This is a genomic window from Rhizobium sp. PAMB 3182, from assembly GCF_052908355.1.
This window is the reverse complement of the sequence record NZ_CM128607.1, coordinates 2,517,158-2,531,846: the sequence shown is the minus strand read 5'-3', so window position 1 is coordinate 2,531,846 and position 14,689 is coordinate 2,517,158. Positions and strand designations below refer to the sequence as shown.

Here is a 14,689-nt window from a genome sequence, read left to right as displayed (position 1 = left end):
ACGCAAAGCCGCGCGCGAGAATTCCACCGATGACCGGGAACCAAATCCATCCGGGCGCATTCCTGCTGGGGACGTGCCCGATGGTACGGCTCGCGCCGCACCATGCGTTCGGCGATCACATGGGATAAGGGGATATGACCATGCGCTTCGCCGCCATTGTCAACGCCGCAGGCGGCACGTTGCGGACGATCGACGTCCAGCAGTTTACCCAGCACATCGAAACCGCGTTCAGCCAGGCCGGCCATGAGGTGAAGATCGTCATGGCCTCCGGCAAGGACGTGGTGGAAGCCATGGAGCGGGTTACGACCGACCCTGATCTGGGCGGCATCATCGTTGCCGGCGGCGACGGCACCCTGTCGCTTGGCGCCGCAACGGCATGGAAGCATCAGAAGCTCCTGGCCGTCGTCCCCGCCGGCACCATGAATTTCTTCGCCAAGTCGCTGGAGCTTCCCACCGATATCTTCGCCGCGGTCGAGGCGCTTGCTACCGGGGAGGAAAGGCACGTCGACATTGCCACCGCAAACGACAAGCCGTTCATCCACCAGTTTGCCGCCGGCATTCACCCCAAGATGGTTCGCCTGCGCGAATCCCTGCCGTTCCGGTCGCGGATCGGCAAGATTTTCGCCAGCATGCGCGCCGGCATCACGGTCTTCCGGCGCCCGCCGCGCATCAAGATGGAGATCCTGTGCGACGGCGCGCCGAAGAAGAGCGGTCGCTTCAGCCTGGTCGCAGTGTCAAACAACATGTATGGCGCCGGTCATCTGCCTTATTCCGACAGGCTCGACGAGGGCATTCTCGGCCTCTACACGCTGCCGCCCGCCTCCTTCGGCACGCTGATCAAGCTCTCTTTCGGCCTGATCAGAGGCCACTGGCTCGACGATCCCGACATAGATATTTCTTCGGCGCGCGAAGTCAGCCTCAAGCTTCTCGACAACCGTCGGAAGACCCATGTGGTGATGGATGGCGAGATCGTGCTATTTGAAGGCGAGGTCGTCATACGGCTGCACCCGAAGGCGTTGCGTGTACTCGTCCCGAAGCAGGACACCTCTGAAAATTCATCGGTTTTCGGGGAAATTTTGTCCGACCGTTGATCACATGCAACTAGGAATTCAATCCGCGGCGCGCTAACGTGCGGCCTTCGAGGAGACTGGACAGGGTTATCCCTTCTGCCGGAAGGACGCTAGCGGCTTATATGGAAACACGCATACTCTACATCGACGATGACCTTGCCCTCGCGAGTTTGGTCAAGAGAAATCTTGGCCGGGCAAGTCACGATGTCACGCATACCCATGATCCGGAAATTGCCATCAGCTACCTGCGGGAGCAATCCTTCGACGTGATCGTGCTCGATCACTATCTCAGCAACATGACGGGCCACGACATGCTGAAGCGCTTCCAGGAGCTCGGCATCGGCATTCCTGTGGTCTACATCACCGGCTCGCATGAGGCGCGCATCGCCATTGATGCGATGAAGTCAGGTGCATCCGACTACGTATTGAAGAGCGTCAGCGAGGACTTCTTCCCGCTCCTGGTGGATGCCATCAACCAGACGGTCAGCAATGCGCGGCTGCGTGAGGCGAAGGCCCGTGCCGACGAGGAGACGCGGCTCGCCAAGGAAAGAGCCGAAGCCCTGCTGGCGGAAATGAACCATCGCGTCGCCAACAGTCTGGCGCTGGTCGCGGGCCTTCTGCGCCTGCAGGCCAACAACTCCGCCAATCCCGAGGTCAAGGAAGCGCTCGAGGAAACCCAGGGACGTATCTCCGCCATCGCCGGCATGCACCGCAGCCTGTACACGACGGACGACGTGCGCACCGTCGAGATGCAGCCGTACCTGAATGCTCTGGTCAAGGACATCACCGCGACTGCGGCCAAGGGCTCCTCCACCTCGATCTCCATCGACGTCGAACGTATCCTGCTGCCCGCCGACAGGGCCGTCTCCGCCGGCATGATCGTCACCGAGCTAGTGACCAATGCGTTGAAATACGCCTATTCGGACAGCCAGCAGGGAGAAATCCGCGTTCTCTTCAACAAGATCGATGAAACGTCGGCCCGTCTGGCGGTGGAAGATGACGGTGTCGGGGTCAATGCGGCCCAGCCGAGCGCCGGATCGACCGGACTTGGACGCAAGATCGTCAAGACGATGGCCGACACCATCGGCAGCGGCATCCGCTATCCGGAAACCGAGCGCGGCACGGTTGCCGAAGTGATCGTCACGCTCGGCAAGCCGGAATAAAAAAGCCGGCGTCTTGCGACGCCGGCGAGTTTTCAAATTCCGTTATCGTTATTTGGTAGCCGGAGCGGCAGCATCCATCGGATACTTGGTCGCATCAAACTGCGGTGCCGATTCCAGCTGTTCCTTGGTCATGGCCGTCTTGACGGAGAAGTTGCCGTCAGCATCAGCCATGATCGTCAGCTGGTCGGGGGAGATGGCAACCGGCTTGTCGCCGATACCCAGGAAGCCACCGACATTGACGATGTACGACTGCACGCCACCCTCGGTGGAGAGGATGATGTCGCCGATCTCACCGATGCTGTCTTCATTGCCGTCGGTGATCGAGGTGCCGATCAGCTGATTGGCGGCAAATTCCTTGCCGTCGAGGTTCATCATCGGCTTGGCCTGGGCGTCAGCCGTGACATCGGCAGTGCCGGTAGTGCCTACGCCCGGAACGGCGGGCTTGGTGTCCATGGTGCCGGTATCAGCACCGGAATCCATCGTGGCGGCACCACTTGCGCCGGCATCGGTGTTGGTGCTCTGCGCCATAACCGGGAACGCAACGGCGGCGGTCAGAAAGGTCGAAGCAATAAGTGCACGAAACATGAGGTGTCTCCTTTGGTTTCTCTCTCTTTCCGGCCAGGCTTGGGAGTCTTGTTGTCTTTCCGACCGGATACAGGGGATAAACGTGATGACCTCTTGAAAGGTTCCGCAGATTGCGGGCGGAAATTTATTTTTTGATATTTCTTTTTAAAATCAAAAAGATAATGAATAATCTCAGATGAACGGGCGCTCGGCTTCCGACCGCGGCTCCCACTGGGCGACCGCCGACAGGCCGTCGGCATCTAGGATTTCGCAGCCCTTTTCCTTCCAGGTCACAAGCTTGCGGGCAGCAAGCTTCTTCAGGGTCTTGTTGGTGTGCACAATCGAAAGACCGAGGGTATCGGCAATCAGCGCCTGCGTAACCGGAAGGTGCGCCCTGCCCTTGGAAATCAGACCCGCGTTGAGGCCCCTGTAGTAGAGAAAGGCAAGCAGATAGGCAGACCGCTCGAGTGCCGAACGACGACCGACGCTCAGAAGATGCTCATCAAGAATGGTTTCCTCCCGCGAGGCAATCCAGGTCACGTCGAAGGCCAGATCGGCATGCTTCTCAAACAGCGAGAAGAAGCGCTCCCGCTCGAACACGCACAGACGCATCGGCGTCAAAGCCTCGACACTGTGGTCCATGTATTTGAGAACGGCGCCCTGCAGCCCGACCATGTCTCCAGGCACGACGAAATTGAGGATCTGCCGGCGGCCATCCTCAAGCGTCTTGTAGCGGAAGCCCCATCCGTCGAGCACGGTGTAGAGATGCGGGCTGTAGGCACTTTCGGCGATCAGGGTCATGCCCGCATCGCACGCAAGTTCGCCCGACTTGAAGTCCTGAACGAATTTCAATTCTGTAACCGACAAGGGACGGAGCCCGGAAAGTTTGCGCAGACTACAATTCTTGCAATCCTGCGAGGGCCTGGATTCAACCTTTGTGTCCACGATGGGCTCTCCTGTTCAACTGCCATGAACGTCGATAGTGCGGGTTTGTTCCGCAAAAGCGGTTTCACATGTCATTTTTAAATGACTTGGGAGGAAACTCGGGTCTTTCGTGTTTCCAATCGCAAGTCCTCACTGGCCCCCGCCCCCGAAGACAGCGACGATTTGCCCGTTACACCGATTTTGACCGTTTCGGACGGTAATGATTTGCAGGAATAAATGACCAACCGCCGCCGCCAGATACTGATTGCAGAGAACCAGTTCTTCATTGCCATGGATGCCGAACGGGCGGTCCGCGAACTGCTCGACTGCGAGATCAGCCTCTGCCGGCGCGACCACCTGGATGATATGCTGGCGCAGACGCCACGCGATCTCGTGCTGGTCGAGGCGGGCGCAACTTTCGAGGAATGCTGCGAACAGGCCGAGCGGATCATCAGGGCCGGCTCGCAGGTCGCATTCCTCACGGCCAATTCCAACATCCGGGAAAAATTGCGGGCGGAAACCAGTTATCCCGTGATCGACATCCCCTTTACCGACGATGCCATTCGGGCATTTCTGGAAGGGTTGTACGGGGCCTGACGGCCCCGCTCCTTCGTCAGGCTGTCAGCGTCTGCTTGATGACGGCGGCGCTGTGTGCGTCCGGACCGTAATCCGCTTCACCGCTCACGCCGAGCAGTTCCTGCAGACGGCTTCTGGCGCGATTGATACGGCTCTTGATGGTGCCGACCGCGCAGCCGCAGATATCGGCCGCCTCTTCGTAGGAAAAGCCGGATGCGCAGACGAGGACGATTGCTTCGCGCTGATCTTCGCTGATCTGCTTCAGCGCATGCAGGAAATCCTTCATGTCCACTGATCCGTACTGGTTCGGGTGTACGGACATCTGCGAGGTGTAATAATCGTCCGGATCGGACACTTCCCGACCCTTCTTGCGCATCTGGGAATAGAACTCGTTGCGCAGGATGGTGAACAGCCAGGCCTTCAGATTGGTACCCGGCTCGAACGATTCCTGCTTGGACCAAGCCTTCACAACGGTTTCCTGGACAAGGTCGTCGGCCCGATCGTGATGGCCGCTCAGCGACACGGCAAAAGCCCGCAAGCTGGGTATGGTGGTCAGCAGCTGGCTCTTGAAGTCAAATCCGGCTTTGGTCTTGTCACCCATCGACTGTACCCTTCGAACTCTGAACCTTTGCCTCGGCCTTCTCGGCGGCGTCGAGCTTTTCCAGGAGCTGGACGAGGTTGTCCGGAATGCCCTCGTCTTCGAGGACCCCGTAAAACTCCTTCAGCTTGGACGCTATGCCGTCATGGGCGAAATCTGCGGACGCGTCGGCCCCGCCAGCCGCCCCGCCAACTTGTCTGGATTCTATCTTACGCATTTCGAACCACTTATATTTGTTTCTGTTTTCACCTTAACGGCGCCCACCGGGTTAAAGTTCCCCGCAGAAATTGCAATTTCGTCAGCCTCCGGCGAATTTCATACAATGAACGAAATCCTTCACATGTCCATGGGAACGACTTTGCGTCCAACGCGTTTAGCAAGCATCTGTCAAAGGAGAAGTGACATGCTTTACTACGCCCTGGTATTTCTGGTTATCGCCCTTGTCGCAGCAGCCCTCGGTTTCGGTGGCATCGCCGGCGCCTCGGTCGGCATCGCGAAGATCCTGTTCTTCGTCTTCATCATCCTCTTCGTCCTCTCGCTGATCTTCGGTGGGTTCCGCCGGGGCGTATAACCGCCCCGTCAACGGACGGACCAAAAATGCCCGGCATGACGCCGGGCATTTTTTTATGCGCAGTTCGGAGCGCCGACCAACACCTGCAGGCGGGCCGCACTGTCTCCTCAGACGAAGAAGAAGTAGATCGCCGTGCAGGACGCCAGTCCGCAGACTATGTTCATCGGTACACCTATCTTGAGGAAATCGACGAAGCGGTAGTCGGCCGCACCGTAGACGAGCGTGTTCGTCTGATAGCCGATGGGCGTGGCGAAGCTGGCGCTCGCGGCAAACATGACCACCACCAGCAGCGCGACCGGCGGCAGGTCCAGTCCTTCGGCCGCCGACACAGCAATCGGCCCCATCAGGATGGCAACCGCGGCATTCGAGATGATCTCGGTCAGGAATGAAATCAGGACATAGAAGGCGATCAGCACCATGAAGGGCGAAAGCCCCTTGAGATACGGCAGCAGGATGTCGACGATCAGCTGTGCCGCGCCGGACTTTTCCATGGCTGTCCCCACCACCAGCATGCCGAAGATCAGCATGACCACCTCGCCGTTGACGGCCGGCCATGCGTCCTTTGCATCAAGGCCGCGAATGAGAAGCAGAAAGCCCACCGCGATGATGACCAGGCCGACGATCGGCATGACATTGAGCGCGGCAAGCACGACGACGAAGACCAGGGCAAGGATGGCAAGGATTGCCTTGTTGCGGCGGAAAGGCGGTGCCAGTCCGCTTTCGGAGGCAATCAGCGACCGGTCGCGCGAAAGTGTCGCAAGCTCTTCCTTCGGACCGCTGACCCACAACCGGTCCCCTGGCTTCAGGGTCAGGCCGGCGAGGTCCGGCCCGGCGAGATTGCGGAACCGACTGGCGCCGACGACGGTGACGGCGGACCGGGAAAAGAAGGTCGCATTCGGCAGCGTGGAACCGATGGCCGGGCTTTGCGGCGCAATGCTCACACGCAGGATTTCGTCTTCAGGATTGAACCGGCCACGCACGCTGAGCCCCATACGCACGCCCTCTACGGTGCGCAGCGTCGCCAGTTCCTCCGCAGTTGTTCGCAGCACGAGACGGTCACCCGCCTCCGCGACCGTCGCCTTGTCCTCCTGGTCGAGCTTCACCCGGTTCCGGTAGATCGCGACGATCTTCACCCCGCGCGGCTTCAGTTCCGAAATGTCGCCGTAGCGCTTGCCGAGCGAAGCGAACGTGTCGCGCAGGCGCAACTCGGTTATGATGTCGGGCCGCACGACCGTATCGTCGTCGCTTTCGCTGTCGGCCGGCAGAAGTCGTGCGCCGAAAAGCAGCATGAAGGCCAGTCCGGCCGCGGCCGTGACCAGCCCGACCGGGGTAATGTCGAAAATTCCGAATGGCGGAAGGCCTGCCTGTCTGCCTACGCTGTCGACCAGAAGGTTGGTGGACGTACCGATCAGCGTGCATGTGCCGCCGAGAATGGCCGCATAGGACAGGGGGATCAAAAGGCGTTTGGAATTGGTGCCGAGCGCCGAAGCAAGGTTCTTCATCAGCGGAATGAGGACGATGACGACCGGCGTACTGTTGACGAGCGAGGAAAACAGAACGGATCCGCCAAGCATCATCGCCAGGGCGCTGCGGGGCCGGCTGGAGGCAGCCGCCACCACATATCCGGCCAGTGCCTCCAGCACGCCGGTACGCACCAGGCTTGCCGACAGGATGAGCATGCCGCAGATCGTGATGACCGCGCTGTTAGAGAAGACCGCGAGCGCCTCGTCCGTCGTCACCAGCCCCAGCGCGACGATGAGGCTTGCACCGATTGTGGCGACCGCCGACGCCGGCATGCGTTCGGATACGAACGCGGCAAACAGTGCTGCAAGAATGACAAGGCAAATAACGGCGCCATGCGCCTGGACGAAGCCAGCCAGATCCATGCGTTCTCGAACTCCAAACCGGAAGGGGCGGACGGATTGCCAGCTTATGCGAATATGTATTCTGCGGGAATCGTCAGCCGATAGAAATGTAGAGAATTGCGATCAGCGCAAGCGCGATCAGGCAGAACAGAACAGCCATGAAGAAGGACGTGGAACGCCTCCAGGTCGGCGGAACCATCGATTCAAGGTCCTCGTCGAGCTGCGCATCCTGCGCCATCTTGCGGATTTCGAAGTCTTTCTCACTGGAATTTGTCATGGTCGTCTCCTGTTCGGCGTCTAGTTGGAAGCGCGCTGGGCCAGGGTCCTTTCAAACTCGGACGTGGAGAAGCTCATAGCCTGGCCTGTCGGCGCGGCAGTGACGCGGGCAGTCTTGTAGGCACTTGCGCCGGCGGTGAAATTGATCGGCGTACGGGCCGTGACCAGATTAGCGTCGACGATGTTGCACGTGCCATAGATCTTCATACCGTATTTTTCGGCCCGCTTGGTTTCAACGGGCAGGTTCCGATTGCAGTCCGCGACGTTTTCGTAGGACACAACACGCACAGGTTCACGCACGCATTCGCCATAGCCCACCGGGCAAGCCACCAAAACCAGAATTGCTGCAAAGCCGCTCATAGCCGCCTCCGTTCTTTCACGAAGAAGAAACGGCCATGGCGAAGTTTTGTTCCTTTTTAGACTTCTCCGTGCACCAGACGGTGGATGAAGCGCAGCTTTCCGATCACGTCGTCGGAAAAGACGAAGGGATAGAGATCAGGCTGACCGATGCTCCGGTTGACGGCATTGACGGCAATCGAGAGCGAAACCCAGGCCTTGACCAGTTGTTCGACCGGCTGGGCGGAATCGTAGGGATCGTAAGGCATCGCCGCGGTCGTGGACTTCAGACCGTATGACTGCGCCGTCTCCAGCCCGTCGACGATATGGAGGTAATGCGCCCAGCTCTCGGCAAAGTCCTCCCAGGGATGGCTCGACGCATAGGCGCTGATGAAGTGCTCCTGCCATGCGGCAGCCGGACCATTCGCGTAGTAGCGCTGCAGCGCGTCGGCGTAGTTCTCGCTCTCGTCCCCGAAAATCGGCCGGGCCTCGGGAATCCTGCCCTGGTCGCGCACCAGACGGTTCCAGTAATAATGGCCGGACTCGTGACGAAAATGCCCGATCATGGTGCGGAACGGCTCACCGAGCGCCTCGCGGCGCGCCTCGCGCTCCGGATCACTTCCCTCGGCAATGTTGATCGTGATCAGACCATTGTCGTGCCCGGTCAGCACCGAGCCACTGTCGCCGCCAGGCTGATCGGCCAGGAGCTCGAAGGCCAGCCCTTCCTCGGGATCCTCCTCGCGCGACACGATCGGCAGGCCGAGCCGCATCAGCCCGTATATGAACTGGCGCTTGGCGCTCTCGAGCCGGCGCCAGCGCTCGGCATGCTCCGGATTGGACAGGTCCGGCACCATCAGGTTCAGCCGACAGGCAACACAGAAGGCATGCCCCTCGTTCCCATCGACGAGCCAGTTGCAATTGGCGCTGTCGGCGTTGGCGCATCTTATGCGTCCGCTTGGCAGTTGCTCGGTGAAGGACAGCATCTCGAACGTCTCGGGACTGTAACCGAGAGATGCGCCGCAATTGACGCAGACATGATTGTCGAAATGAACTTCATTGTCACAATTGCTGCATTTGAAAATTTTCACGCGTTTCTCCTAGGAGGTATCGGCTCTCCGATGGCTAGCGTCGGGATGATGTTGGTCAGGATCGCCGAGCAGATCAACAATGACGGAACGGCGATGAAGCCACCGATCGGCCCCCAGAGCCAGAGCCAGAATGTCAGAGCCAGAAAAATCAGGAAGGGATTGATCGTCACCGATGAGCCGAGCACGCGCGGCGTGACGAACTGGGATTCGATGAAGTTCAGGGAAAGGTAGACCGCCGGCGGCAACAGGGTGGCGCCCGTCGTGTCGTTCGTTGCCAGGCTGACCGCCAGAAGGATCACCGTCATCACCGCCGGGCCCACATAGACGACGTAGTTGAGAACCGTCGCCAGCATGCCCCACAGGAAGGGCGACGGCACACCGATCAGCCAGAGCGCCAGGCCGACGACGATGCCAAGCGCGACATTGACGATCGAGATCGACAGGAGATAGCGCGACATCAGGTATTCGGTATCGCGGAATATCCGCGCCGCCCGCCAGCGTAGCGGCCGGGTTATGCACAGCGACAGGACGAGAAAGCGGAAGTTGTCGCGAGTGGCCAGGAAGAAATAGAGGCTGAGCAGGAAGAGGATGAGCTCCGCGACGTAACCGGGCGCCAGTGTGATCACCGTTTCGACGCCACTGTTGCCGTCGACGGCGACCTTCATCTTGCTCGCATCGCCTGCGACCTGACCCAGCCGTTCCCAGAATGCGTTGAGCGAGGAAATCGTCGATCGCCAGTCGGAAATGCGCAATTGCAGCGACTGCCATATCTCCGGTGCCTTATCCACCCATGCGGAGATTGGCACTGCAAATGCGATAATGGTGCCCATGATGAGAATGAGAAGCGCCAGAACCACCACGCCGGAAGACAGCCAGGGCGAGAAGCCGATCCGCTCCAGCCGCAAGGCCAGCGGCGCGAGCATGAGCCCGATGACGACCGCCAGTACGACCGGCGCGATGATGACCTGCGCGTAATCCATCGCCGCAATGCATGCGAAAAAGGCAAGCACGATCAGGGACAGTCTCGCAAGAAGGTTGAGAAGACCGTCCAGATTGATTCTCTTATGGCTGTAACTCGGCCGTCTCATGGCTGTCATAGGCTTTGTCCCCAAGGCCACGGACAACGATTGCAGGCCGTGTTTGTTCCTTTACTTGAGTGTGTCGCGGTTCGAAATCAGTCGCGGACGTCTGCCGGGAACGTCAATTCGTAGTGGATGCCGCTCTCGTCGACGCGGTGGATCGCACGGCCGTTGACCGAAGCCGGCACGACCTTCTGCAGCACGGTGCTGCCGAACTGCCCCTCGATCGACTTCGCCTCCTCGAAGGTGCCCGACGAGGGCTGCTCCGTCCAGACGATCCTGATCTCCAACCCGGCAGCTGTCTGGATGCGGTGGCAGCTGACGCGAACCGTTCCGGTTCCCTTCAGGATGTCACCATGGCTGATGGCATTGATGATCAGCTCATGCAGCGCGAGGCCCACATGCATGGCGGCATTCGGCGACAGAAGGATATTCTCGGCCGAGACCTCGATGGCGGTCGAGGTGTCCGCCACATAGCGGGAGAGCTGCCCGCGCAAAAGATCGAGGAAGGTCGCCCCCTGCCAACTCGATTCGGTCACCAGGTCCTGAGACTGGGACAGGGCATAGAGCCTGCCCCTGAACTTCTGCAGGAAGGAATCGAGCGACCCGGAAAACCGTGCCGTCTGCGACGCGATGCCCTGGACCACGGCAAGAAGGTTCTTCGAGCGGTGACTGACTTCCAGAAGCAGGGTGCGCAACAGCTTTTCCCGCTGCCGCTCCTCGGACTTGTCGGTGATCGACGTGATGAAATAGCGGCCGCGTTCGGGAATATCGACCTTTCGGCAGCGGAATTCGAAAACGGTCTCCTCGTCGGGACTGACATCGATGCGGTCTTGCATGCCGGGATCCGTCAACCCCTTCTTCAGGGCGCTCAGCCGATCAGCGATCTCCGGACCGAAAAGGCGCAGATCGGTGGGTGTCTCCTCAATCGTACGCGACCAGGGCTCCGGCAGACGGGTTATGCAGATACACTTGTCACTCTCGTCATAGAGCAGATAACAGGCGCCCATATCGAGAAGAGCATGGATAAAGAAATCGCGCGACAACGCGTCAATTTCCCCCGACTCAACCCACGACAATCTATGCACCAGTCAAAACCCTCGGTGGGGCGCCCGTCGACCATCGCCGACGGTGCCGCAAATGAACCTTCGAAACCGGTTTGCGCAGCCGATCTGTTACGCCTGTTCCTTCACCTTCTCATTGAAGAACAGAGCCTGGCTGATCAAAGCCTTCACCATGTCCGGGTTGAACGGCTTTGTCACAAGGAACGCCGGCTCGGGGCGTTCACCCGTCAGCAGCCGCTCCGGGAACGCCGTGATGAAGATCACGGGCATCATGTCCTCCTTGAGGATGTCGTTGACCGCGTCGATGCCGGAGCTGCCATCGGCAAGCTGGATGTCGGCGAGGATCATCTTCGGGGAGGTCTTCTTGAAAAGTGCCACGGCTTCCGTGTGCGTGCGCGCCACGCCGGTCACCCGATGGCCGAGGTCCTCGACCATCTGCTCGATGTCGAGCGCAATGAGCGGTTCGTCCTCGATGATCATGATGTCGGTGGCGACCTGCTGCGAAATCTGGCGGGCGGCTTCCTCTATCAGCCGCGAGAACTGGGCTTCGTCGACGTCGAGAATCTTGGCTGCATCGGAGGAGGAGAAACCTTCGACCGAAATGAGCAGGAACGCGATGCGCTCCGTCTTCGGCAGGTTGGCAAGGTTCGCGGCGGCCCGCTTCTCCCAGGCGAAGGGTGATTCCAGCGGAGTGACGTCGACATCCAGCCGCTCGAAGATCTGGACGAACAGCTTGTAGAGGCTGACACGGTCATTGCCGGTGTCCGAGAAAAGCGAGAGATCCTCGATCAAGGCCTCAAGCATGGCGGCGACATAGGCGTCGCCTGAAGTCTGAGAACCGGTGACGGCCCGGGCAAAGCGTCGGAGGTACGGAAGGTGGGTAGCGACGCGTGCGGTCAACGACATATGAAATATCTCCAGATTAGGAAACCAAGACTCAATCCGGAAGAAAACGTCTGGTCCAGAAAAAAGTTCCCTTCCGCGGAACTTTTTTTCAAGTTGTCGATTATCAGGTATGGCCGACAGCATCCCGGGAGATGAAACGCCATGCAAGCACACCAGATGGACGGGGCATAATGGCGTCTGAGAAAACCGAAAATGAGAACGGCAACCCAATCGGAAAAGGCAGAAAGGATCAGGCGACCAAATTGATCGAGGGGAGCCTGCGCACCTTCTACGACGGCATCATGGAGCAGGGAACCCCTGAACGACTTATCGATCTGCTTGAAAAACTCGACGCCGCGGAAAAGGCGGCTGCCGAGAAAAAGAAGTAGGCGCAGCTCCTAGAGGGTCGCCGCGCCTTTCTCGTCCGCATCGCTCTGCATGTCGTCGCCAAGATCGGCAAGCGCCATCTCGATCGTGCGGAACGCATCGTTCAGGCCGTCGTCATCGACCATCGAGCTCTCGCTCGCGGCACGCTGTTCTCCGCGGGCATATTCATAAAGCTCGCGCAGCTTCTTGATCTTTTCCTGGTCGTTCAGCGACGCGTCGTCCCTGACAGACTTGGCCTGGCGCAACAGATCATGTTCCATCGTCAGCCTCCTCTTCATGTCTCGTATTTCAAATTCGCGGACCGGCGGCGGATGAGCCGCCGTCGGTCAATCGCGAAACGCGCAGTCCATCAATCGGAAATGATGGCGCGCAGCATCCACAGCGCCTTTTCGTGGAAGGTGAGATGCTGGGTCAGCATGTCTTCGGTGACGAGGTCGCCGGCGTCGCCAGCCTTCTCGCCCGCCTTGCGCATCTTCTTCACGGCGTCTTCATGGTCGGCGATCAGATCTGCGACCATGCCCTTGGCGGTGTCATGCGCCGTATCGCCGGTCTTCGGCGTGAAGTTGGCGGTGGCGCCCATGTCGACCGGCGCCAGATGGCCGATCGCACGAATGCGCTCGGCGATCACGTCCGCCGCGGCGAACAGCGCTTCGTAATGCGCTTCCGTCAGTTCGTGCAGCGGCTTAAACAGGGGGCCGACCACGTTCCAGTGATAGATGTGGCTCTTGATCGTCAGCTTGTAGGTGCCGTTCAGGATCTCCGTCAGATGACCGGCCATTTCCTTGCGGTAGGCCTTCGGCAAACCGATGTCGATGTCTTCCGCGTGAGAATGAGCCTGAAGGACCTTTGCGGTGGTAGCCATTTTCTTATCCTTTCCTTCCATAATGGAAGTGTGGGTGTTTCCTCTGCCAGCCCGCCAGCCCGATGAAAGCCGAGGCTCAATCCGATTTCGGATCGGCTCGCTGGGATTTCATCAGCGCGTAGGCAAGGCCGGATACAAAGACGAGCGTGGCGATCGGGCTTTCCCGAACCATTGCCGGCAACGTCGACATCGCGCCCTGAACGAGCTGGCTGTCGATCGACGCGGCCCGAGCCTGACGCTCCAGCTGCAGCCGGTGACGCGCACGCCTGTTGAGTTCGGCGGTGACACCCCAGACGATCAGCGCGAGAACGAGCGTCGCCGCCGCGATGAGGGCACAGCTGATAGCAGGCCCGTAGAGCGGCAACAGCGCGAACCAGGCAGCAAACATCGCCGCGATATAGGCCGTCATGACCAGAACCGCGATGATGGCGCCGCCGAGCGCGTTACGCTGAACCTTCTCCGTCGTCGGCAAAAAACTGCCGACGAGGGTCCGGGTGATCAGTCCCGCGATTGAAGTCACGAACTCACCTTTTGGACATGAGCGCCGCAAGAAAGCCGACACCGGCTGCGATGCCGATAGCGGCCAGCGGATGAGCGCGAACCTGGTCTTCGAAATCGCTTTCGGCGCTGACAAGCCGCTTCTTCGTGTCGGCCGCGACGACGGCGGACTTTTCCACCATGTCATCCTTGAGGCTGCGAGCCTGCTTGACGGCTTCATCCATCTTGCCGTTGCCGAAATCGGCCATCGTCTTGGTCAGGGCCGCGACGTCTGCGCTCAACTTCTGCAGCTGCTCTTCGATATCGGCAGCGCTGGCGTAATCGGTCTTCGCATTATTCTTCAGAACAGTGGCAGTAGCCATGTGCGTCTCCTGTCGTTGTTGGATTGCATTGATAACTGACAGGACAACGTCGACCCTCGCGCTTTTGTTCCTTCCACCGTCCGCGGAATCTCCAGAACCAAAAACCAGAACCAAAAAAAAGCGCTTGCCGGGAACGAAAGACAGCCGGCAACGTTGATCAGGGCGAATAAAATTCAGCCAACAAACAAAGGAGACACCCATGAACTGGAATCAGATCGAAGGAAACTGGGAACAATTCAAAGGCAAGGTCCAGACCCAGTGGGGCAAGCTGACGAACGACGATCTCGACGTCGTCGCCGGCAATCGCAAGCAGCTCGCTGGTCGCATCCAGGAAGCCTACGGCAAGACCCAGGAAGAAGCCGAGAAGGAAATCGACACCTGGCTCGGCCGCCACTAAGCCTGATCGGCTAACCATCCTCCCAAGCATGGCCGCGCCCTCCTAAAAAGGGGGCGCGGTTTTGTTGCTGGAGGGGGTGGCAACTGGAAGGCGGATGGATAATGTGGTGCCCGCACCGACGGAA

Annotated in this window: 21 protein-coding genes; 6 read left to right on the top strand and 15 right to left on the bottom strand. The window is 59.5% G+C overall.

Annotated features, from left to right (window positions below; genetic code table 11):
* Positions 1-134: 134 nt before the first annotated feature.
* Together ACU5AZ_RS12330 and ACU5AZ_RS12325 are read left to right on the top strand one after the other, a co-directional pair.
* Positions 135-1,091 carry a diacylglycerol/lipid kinase family protein gene (locus tag ACU5AZ_RS12330; RefSeq protein WP_446822657.1) on the top strand — a complete coding sequence of 319 codons (957 nt, stop codon included), beginning with the start codon at positions 135-137 and terminating at the stop codon, positions 1,089-1,091.
* Between the two features lie 101 nt (positions 1,092-1,192).
* The gene (locus ACU5AZ_RS12325) at positions 1,193-2,233 is read left to right on the top strand and encodes a sensor histidine kinase (RefSeq protein WP_446822656.1); all 1,041 of its coding nucleotides are present in this window, start codon (positions 1,193-1,195) and stop codon (positions 2,231-2,233) included.
* A gap of 48 nt (positions 2,234-2,281) precedes the next feature.
* On the opposite strand, the gene ACU5AZ_RS12320 is transcribed toward ACU5AZ_RS12325, so the two are convergent.
* A complete protein-coding gene (locus ACU5AZ_RS12320) occupies positions 2,282-2,818 on the bottom strand; it encodes a PRC-barrel domain-containing protein (RefSeq protein WP_446822655.1) in 537 nt (178 codons plus the stop codon).
* A 171-nt stretch (positions 2,819-2,989) separates the two neighbouring features.
* Positions 2,990-3,691: a Crp/Fnr family transcriptional regulator gene (locus ACU5AZ_RS12315; RefSeq protein WP_446826001.1), complete on the bottom strand. Its 702-nt coding sequence runs from the start codon at positions 3,689-3,691 to the stop codon at positions 2,990-2,992.
* Between the two features lie 267 nt (positions 3,692-3,958).
* On the opposite strand from ACU5AZ_RS12315, the gene ACU5AZ_RS12310 reads away from it, so the two are divergent.
* On the top strand, positions 3,959-4,318 hold the full coding sequence (locus ACU5AZ_RS12310; RefSeq protein ID WP_446822654.1) for a hypothetical protein: 360 nt from the start codon (positions 3,959-3,961) through the stop codon (positions 4,316-4,318).
* 16 nt (positions 4,319-4,334) lie between these two features.
* On the opposite strand, the gene ACU5AZ_RS12305 is transcribed toward ACU5AZ_RS12310, so the two are convergent.
* The gene (locus tag ACU5AZ_RS12305; protein ID WP_446822653.1) at positions 4,335-4,898 is read right to left on the bottom strand and encodes a sigma-70 family RNA polymerase sigma factor; all 564 of its coding nucleotides are present in this window, start codon (positions 4,896-4,898) and stop codon (positions 4,335-4,337) included.
* Positions 4,891-5,112 carry a NepR family anti-sigma factor gene (locus ACU5AZ_RS12300; protein ID WP_446822652.1) on the bottom strand — a complete coding sequence of 74 codons (222 nt, stop codon included), beginning with the start codon at positions 5,110-5,112 and terminating at the stop codon, positions 4,891-4,893. Before ACU5AZ_RS12300 ends, ACU5AZ_RS12305 begins: the two co-directional genes overlap by 8 nt.
* A 186-nt stretch (positions 5,113-5,298) precedes the next feature.
* On the opposite strand from ACU5AZ_RS12300, the gene ACU5AZ_RS12295 reads away from it, so the two are divergent.
* Positions 5,299-5,466 carry a DUF1328 domain-containing protein gene (locus tag ACU5AZ_RS12295; protein WP_261928619.1) on the top strand — a complete coding sequence of 56 codons (168 nt, stop codon included), beginning with the start codon at positions 5,299-5,301 and terminating at the stop codon, positions 5,464-5,466.
* Between the two features lie 107 nt (positions 5,467-5,573).
* Here ACU5AZ_RS12295 and ACU5AZ_RS12290 read toward each other — a convergent pair whose 3' ends face one another.
* The 7 genes from ACU5AZ_RS12290 to ACU5AZ_RS12260 all read right to left on the bottom strand — a co-directional run bounded on the left by ACU5AZ_RS12290 (position 5,574) and on the right by ACU5AZ_RS12260 (position 12,080).
* Entirely contained in the window at positions 5,574-7,352 is a 1,779-nt protein-coding gene (locus ACU5AZ_RS12290) for an SLC13 family permease (protein WP_446822651.1), read from the bottom strand.
* 73 nt (positions 7,353-7,425) lie between these two features.
* Positions 7,426-7,608 (bottom strand): hypothetical protein, encoded by a 183-nt coding sequence (locus tag ACU5AZ_RS12285; protein ID WP_446822650.1) that lies wholly within the window; start codon positions 7,606-7,608, stop codon positions 7,426-7,428.
* A gap of 20 nt (positions 7,609-7,628) precedes the next feature.
* Positions 7,629-7,967 carry a hypothetical protein gene (locus tag ACU5AZ_RS12280; protein WP_446822649.1) on the bottom strand — a complete coding sequence of 113 codons (339 nt, stop codon included), beginning with the start codon at positions 7,965-7,967 and terminating at the stop codon, positions 7,629-7,631.
* Between the two features lie 56 nt (positions 7,968-8,023).
* A complete protein-coding gene (locus ACU5AZ_RS12275; RefSeq protein WP_446822648.1) occupies positions 8,024-9,031 on the bottom strand; it encodes a zinc-binding metallopeptidase family protein in 1,008 nt (335 codons plus the stop codon).
* Positions 9,028-10,128 (bottom strand): AI-2E family transporter, encoded by a 1,101-nt coding sequence (locus ACU5AZ_RS12270; protein ID WP_446822647.1) that lies wholly within the window; start codon positions 10,126-10,128, stop codon positions 9,028-9,030. The genes ACU5AZ_RS12275 and ACU5AZ_RS12270 overlap by 4 nt, the downstream gene beginning before the upstream one ends.
* Positions 10,129-10,205: 77 nt before the next feature.
* The gene (locus ACU5AZ_RS12265) at positions 10,206-11,156 is read right to left on the bottom strand and encodes a sensor histidine kinase (RefSeq protein ID WP_446822646.1); all 951 of its coding nucleotides are present in this window, start codon (positions 11,154-11,156) and stop codon (positions 10,206-10,208) included.
* Between the two features lie 129 nt (positions 11,157-11,285).
* The gene (locus ACU5AZ_RS12260) at positions 11,286-12,080 is read right to left on the bottom strand and encodes a response regulator (RefSeq protein WP_446822645.1); all 795 of its coding nucleotides are present in this window, start codon (positions 12,078-12,080) and stop codon (positions 11,286-11,288) included.
* A gap of 170 nt (positions 12,081-12,250) precedes the next feature.
* Here ACU5AZ_RS12260 and ACU5AZ_RS12255 point away from each other — a divergent pair, with 170 nt between their 5' ends.
* Positions 12,251-12,448 (top strand): NepR family anti-sigma factor, encoded by a 198-nt coding sequence (locus tag ACU5AZ_RS12255; protein ID WP_446822644.1) that lies wholly within the window; start codon positions 12,251-12,253, stop codon positions 12,446-12,448.
* Positions 12,449-12,457: 9 nt separating this feature from the next.
* On the opposite strand, the gene ACU5AZ_RS12250 is transcribed toward ACU5AZ_RS12255, so the two are convergent.
* From ACU5AZ_RS12250 to ACU5AZ_RS12235, 4 genes are all read right to left on the bottom strand, one after another.
* Positions 12,458-12,706, bottom strand: a complete 249-nt coding sequence (locus ACU5AZ_RS12250) for a hypothetical protein (RefSeq protein WP_446822643.1) — start codon at positions 12,704-12,706, stop codon at positions 12,458-12,460.
* 89 nt (positions 12,707-12,795) lie between these two features.
* Positions 12,796-13,308 (bottom strand): Dps family protein, encoded by a 513-nt coding sequence (locus tag ACU5AZ_RS12245; protein WP_446822642.1) that lies wholly within the window; start codon positions 13,306-13,308, stop codon positions 12,796-12,798.
* A 76-nt stretch (positions 13,309-13,384) separates the two neighbouring features.
* Positions 13,385-13,828, bottom strand: a complete 444-nt coding sequence (locus tag ACU5AZ_RS12240) for a hypothetical protein (protein WP_446822641.1) — start codon at positions 13,826-13,828, stop codon at positions 13,385-13,387.
* A 4-nt stretch (positions 13,829-13,832) separates the two neighbouring features.
* Complete coding sequence (locus ACU5AZ_RS12235) at positions 13,833-14,168, bottom strand: DUF883 family protein (RefSeq protein ID WP_446822640.1); 336 nt, start codon at positions 14,166-14,168, stop codon at positions 13,833-13,835.
* Between the two features lie 199 nt (positions 14,169-14,367).
* Here ACU5AZ_RS12235 and ACU5AZ_RS12230 point away from each other — a divergent pair, with 199 nt between their 5' ends.
* On the top strand, positions 14,368-14,565 hold the full coding sequence (locus ACU5AZ_RS12230) for a CsbD family protein (RefSeq protein ID WP_446822639.1): 198 nt from the start codon (positions 14,368-14,370) through the stop codon (positions 14,563-14,565).
* Positions 14,566-14,689 lie beyond the last annotated feature (124 nt).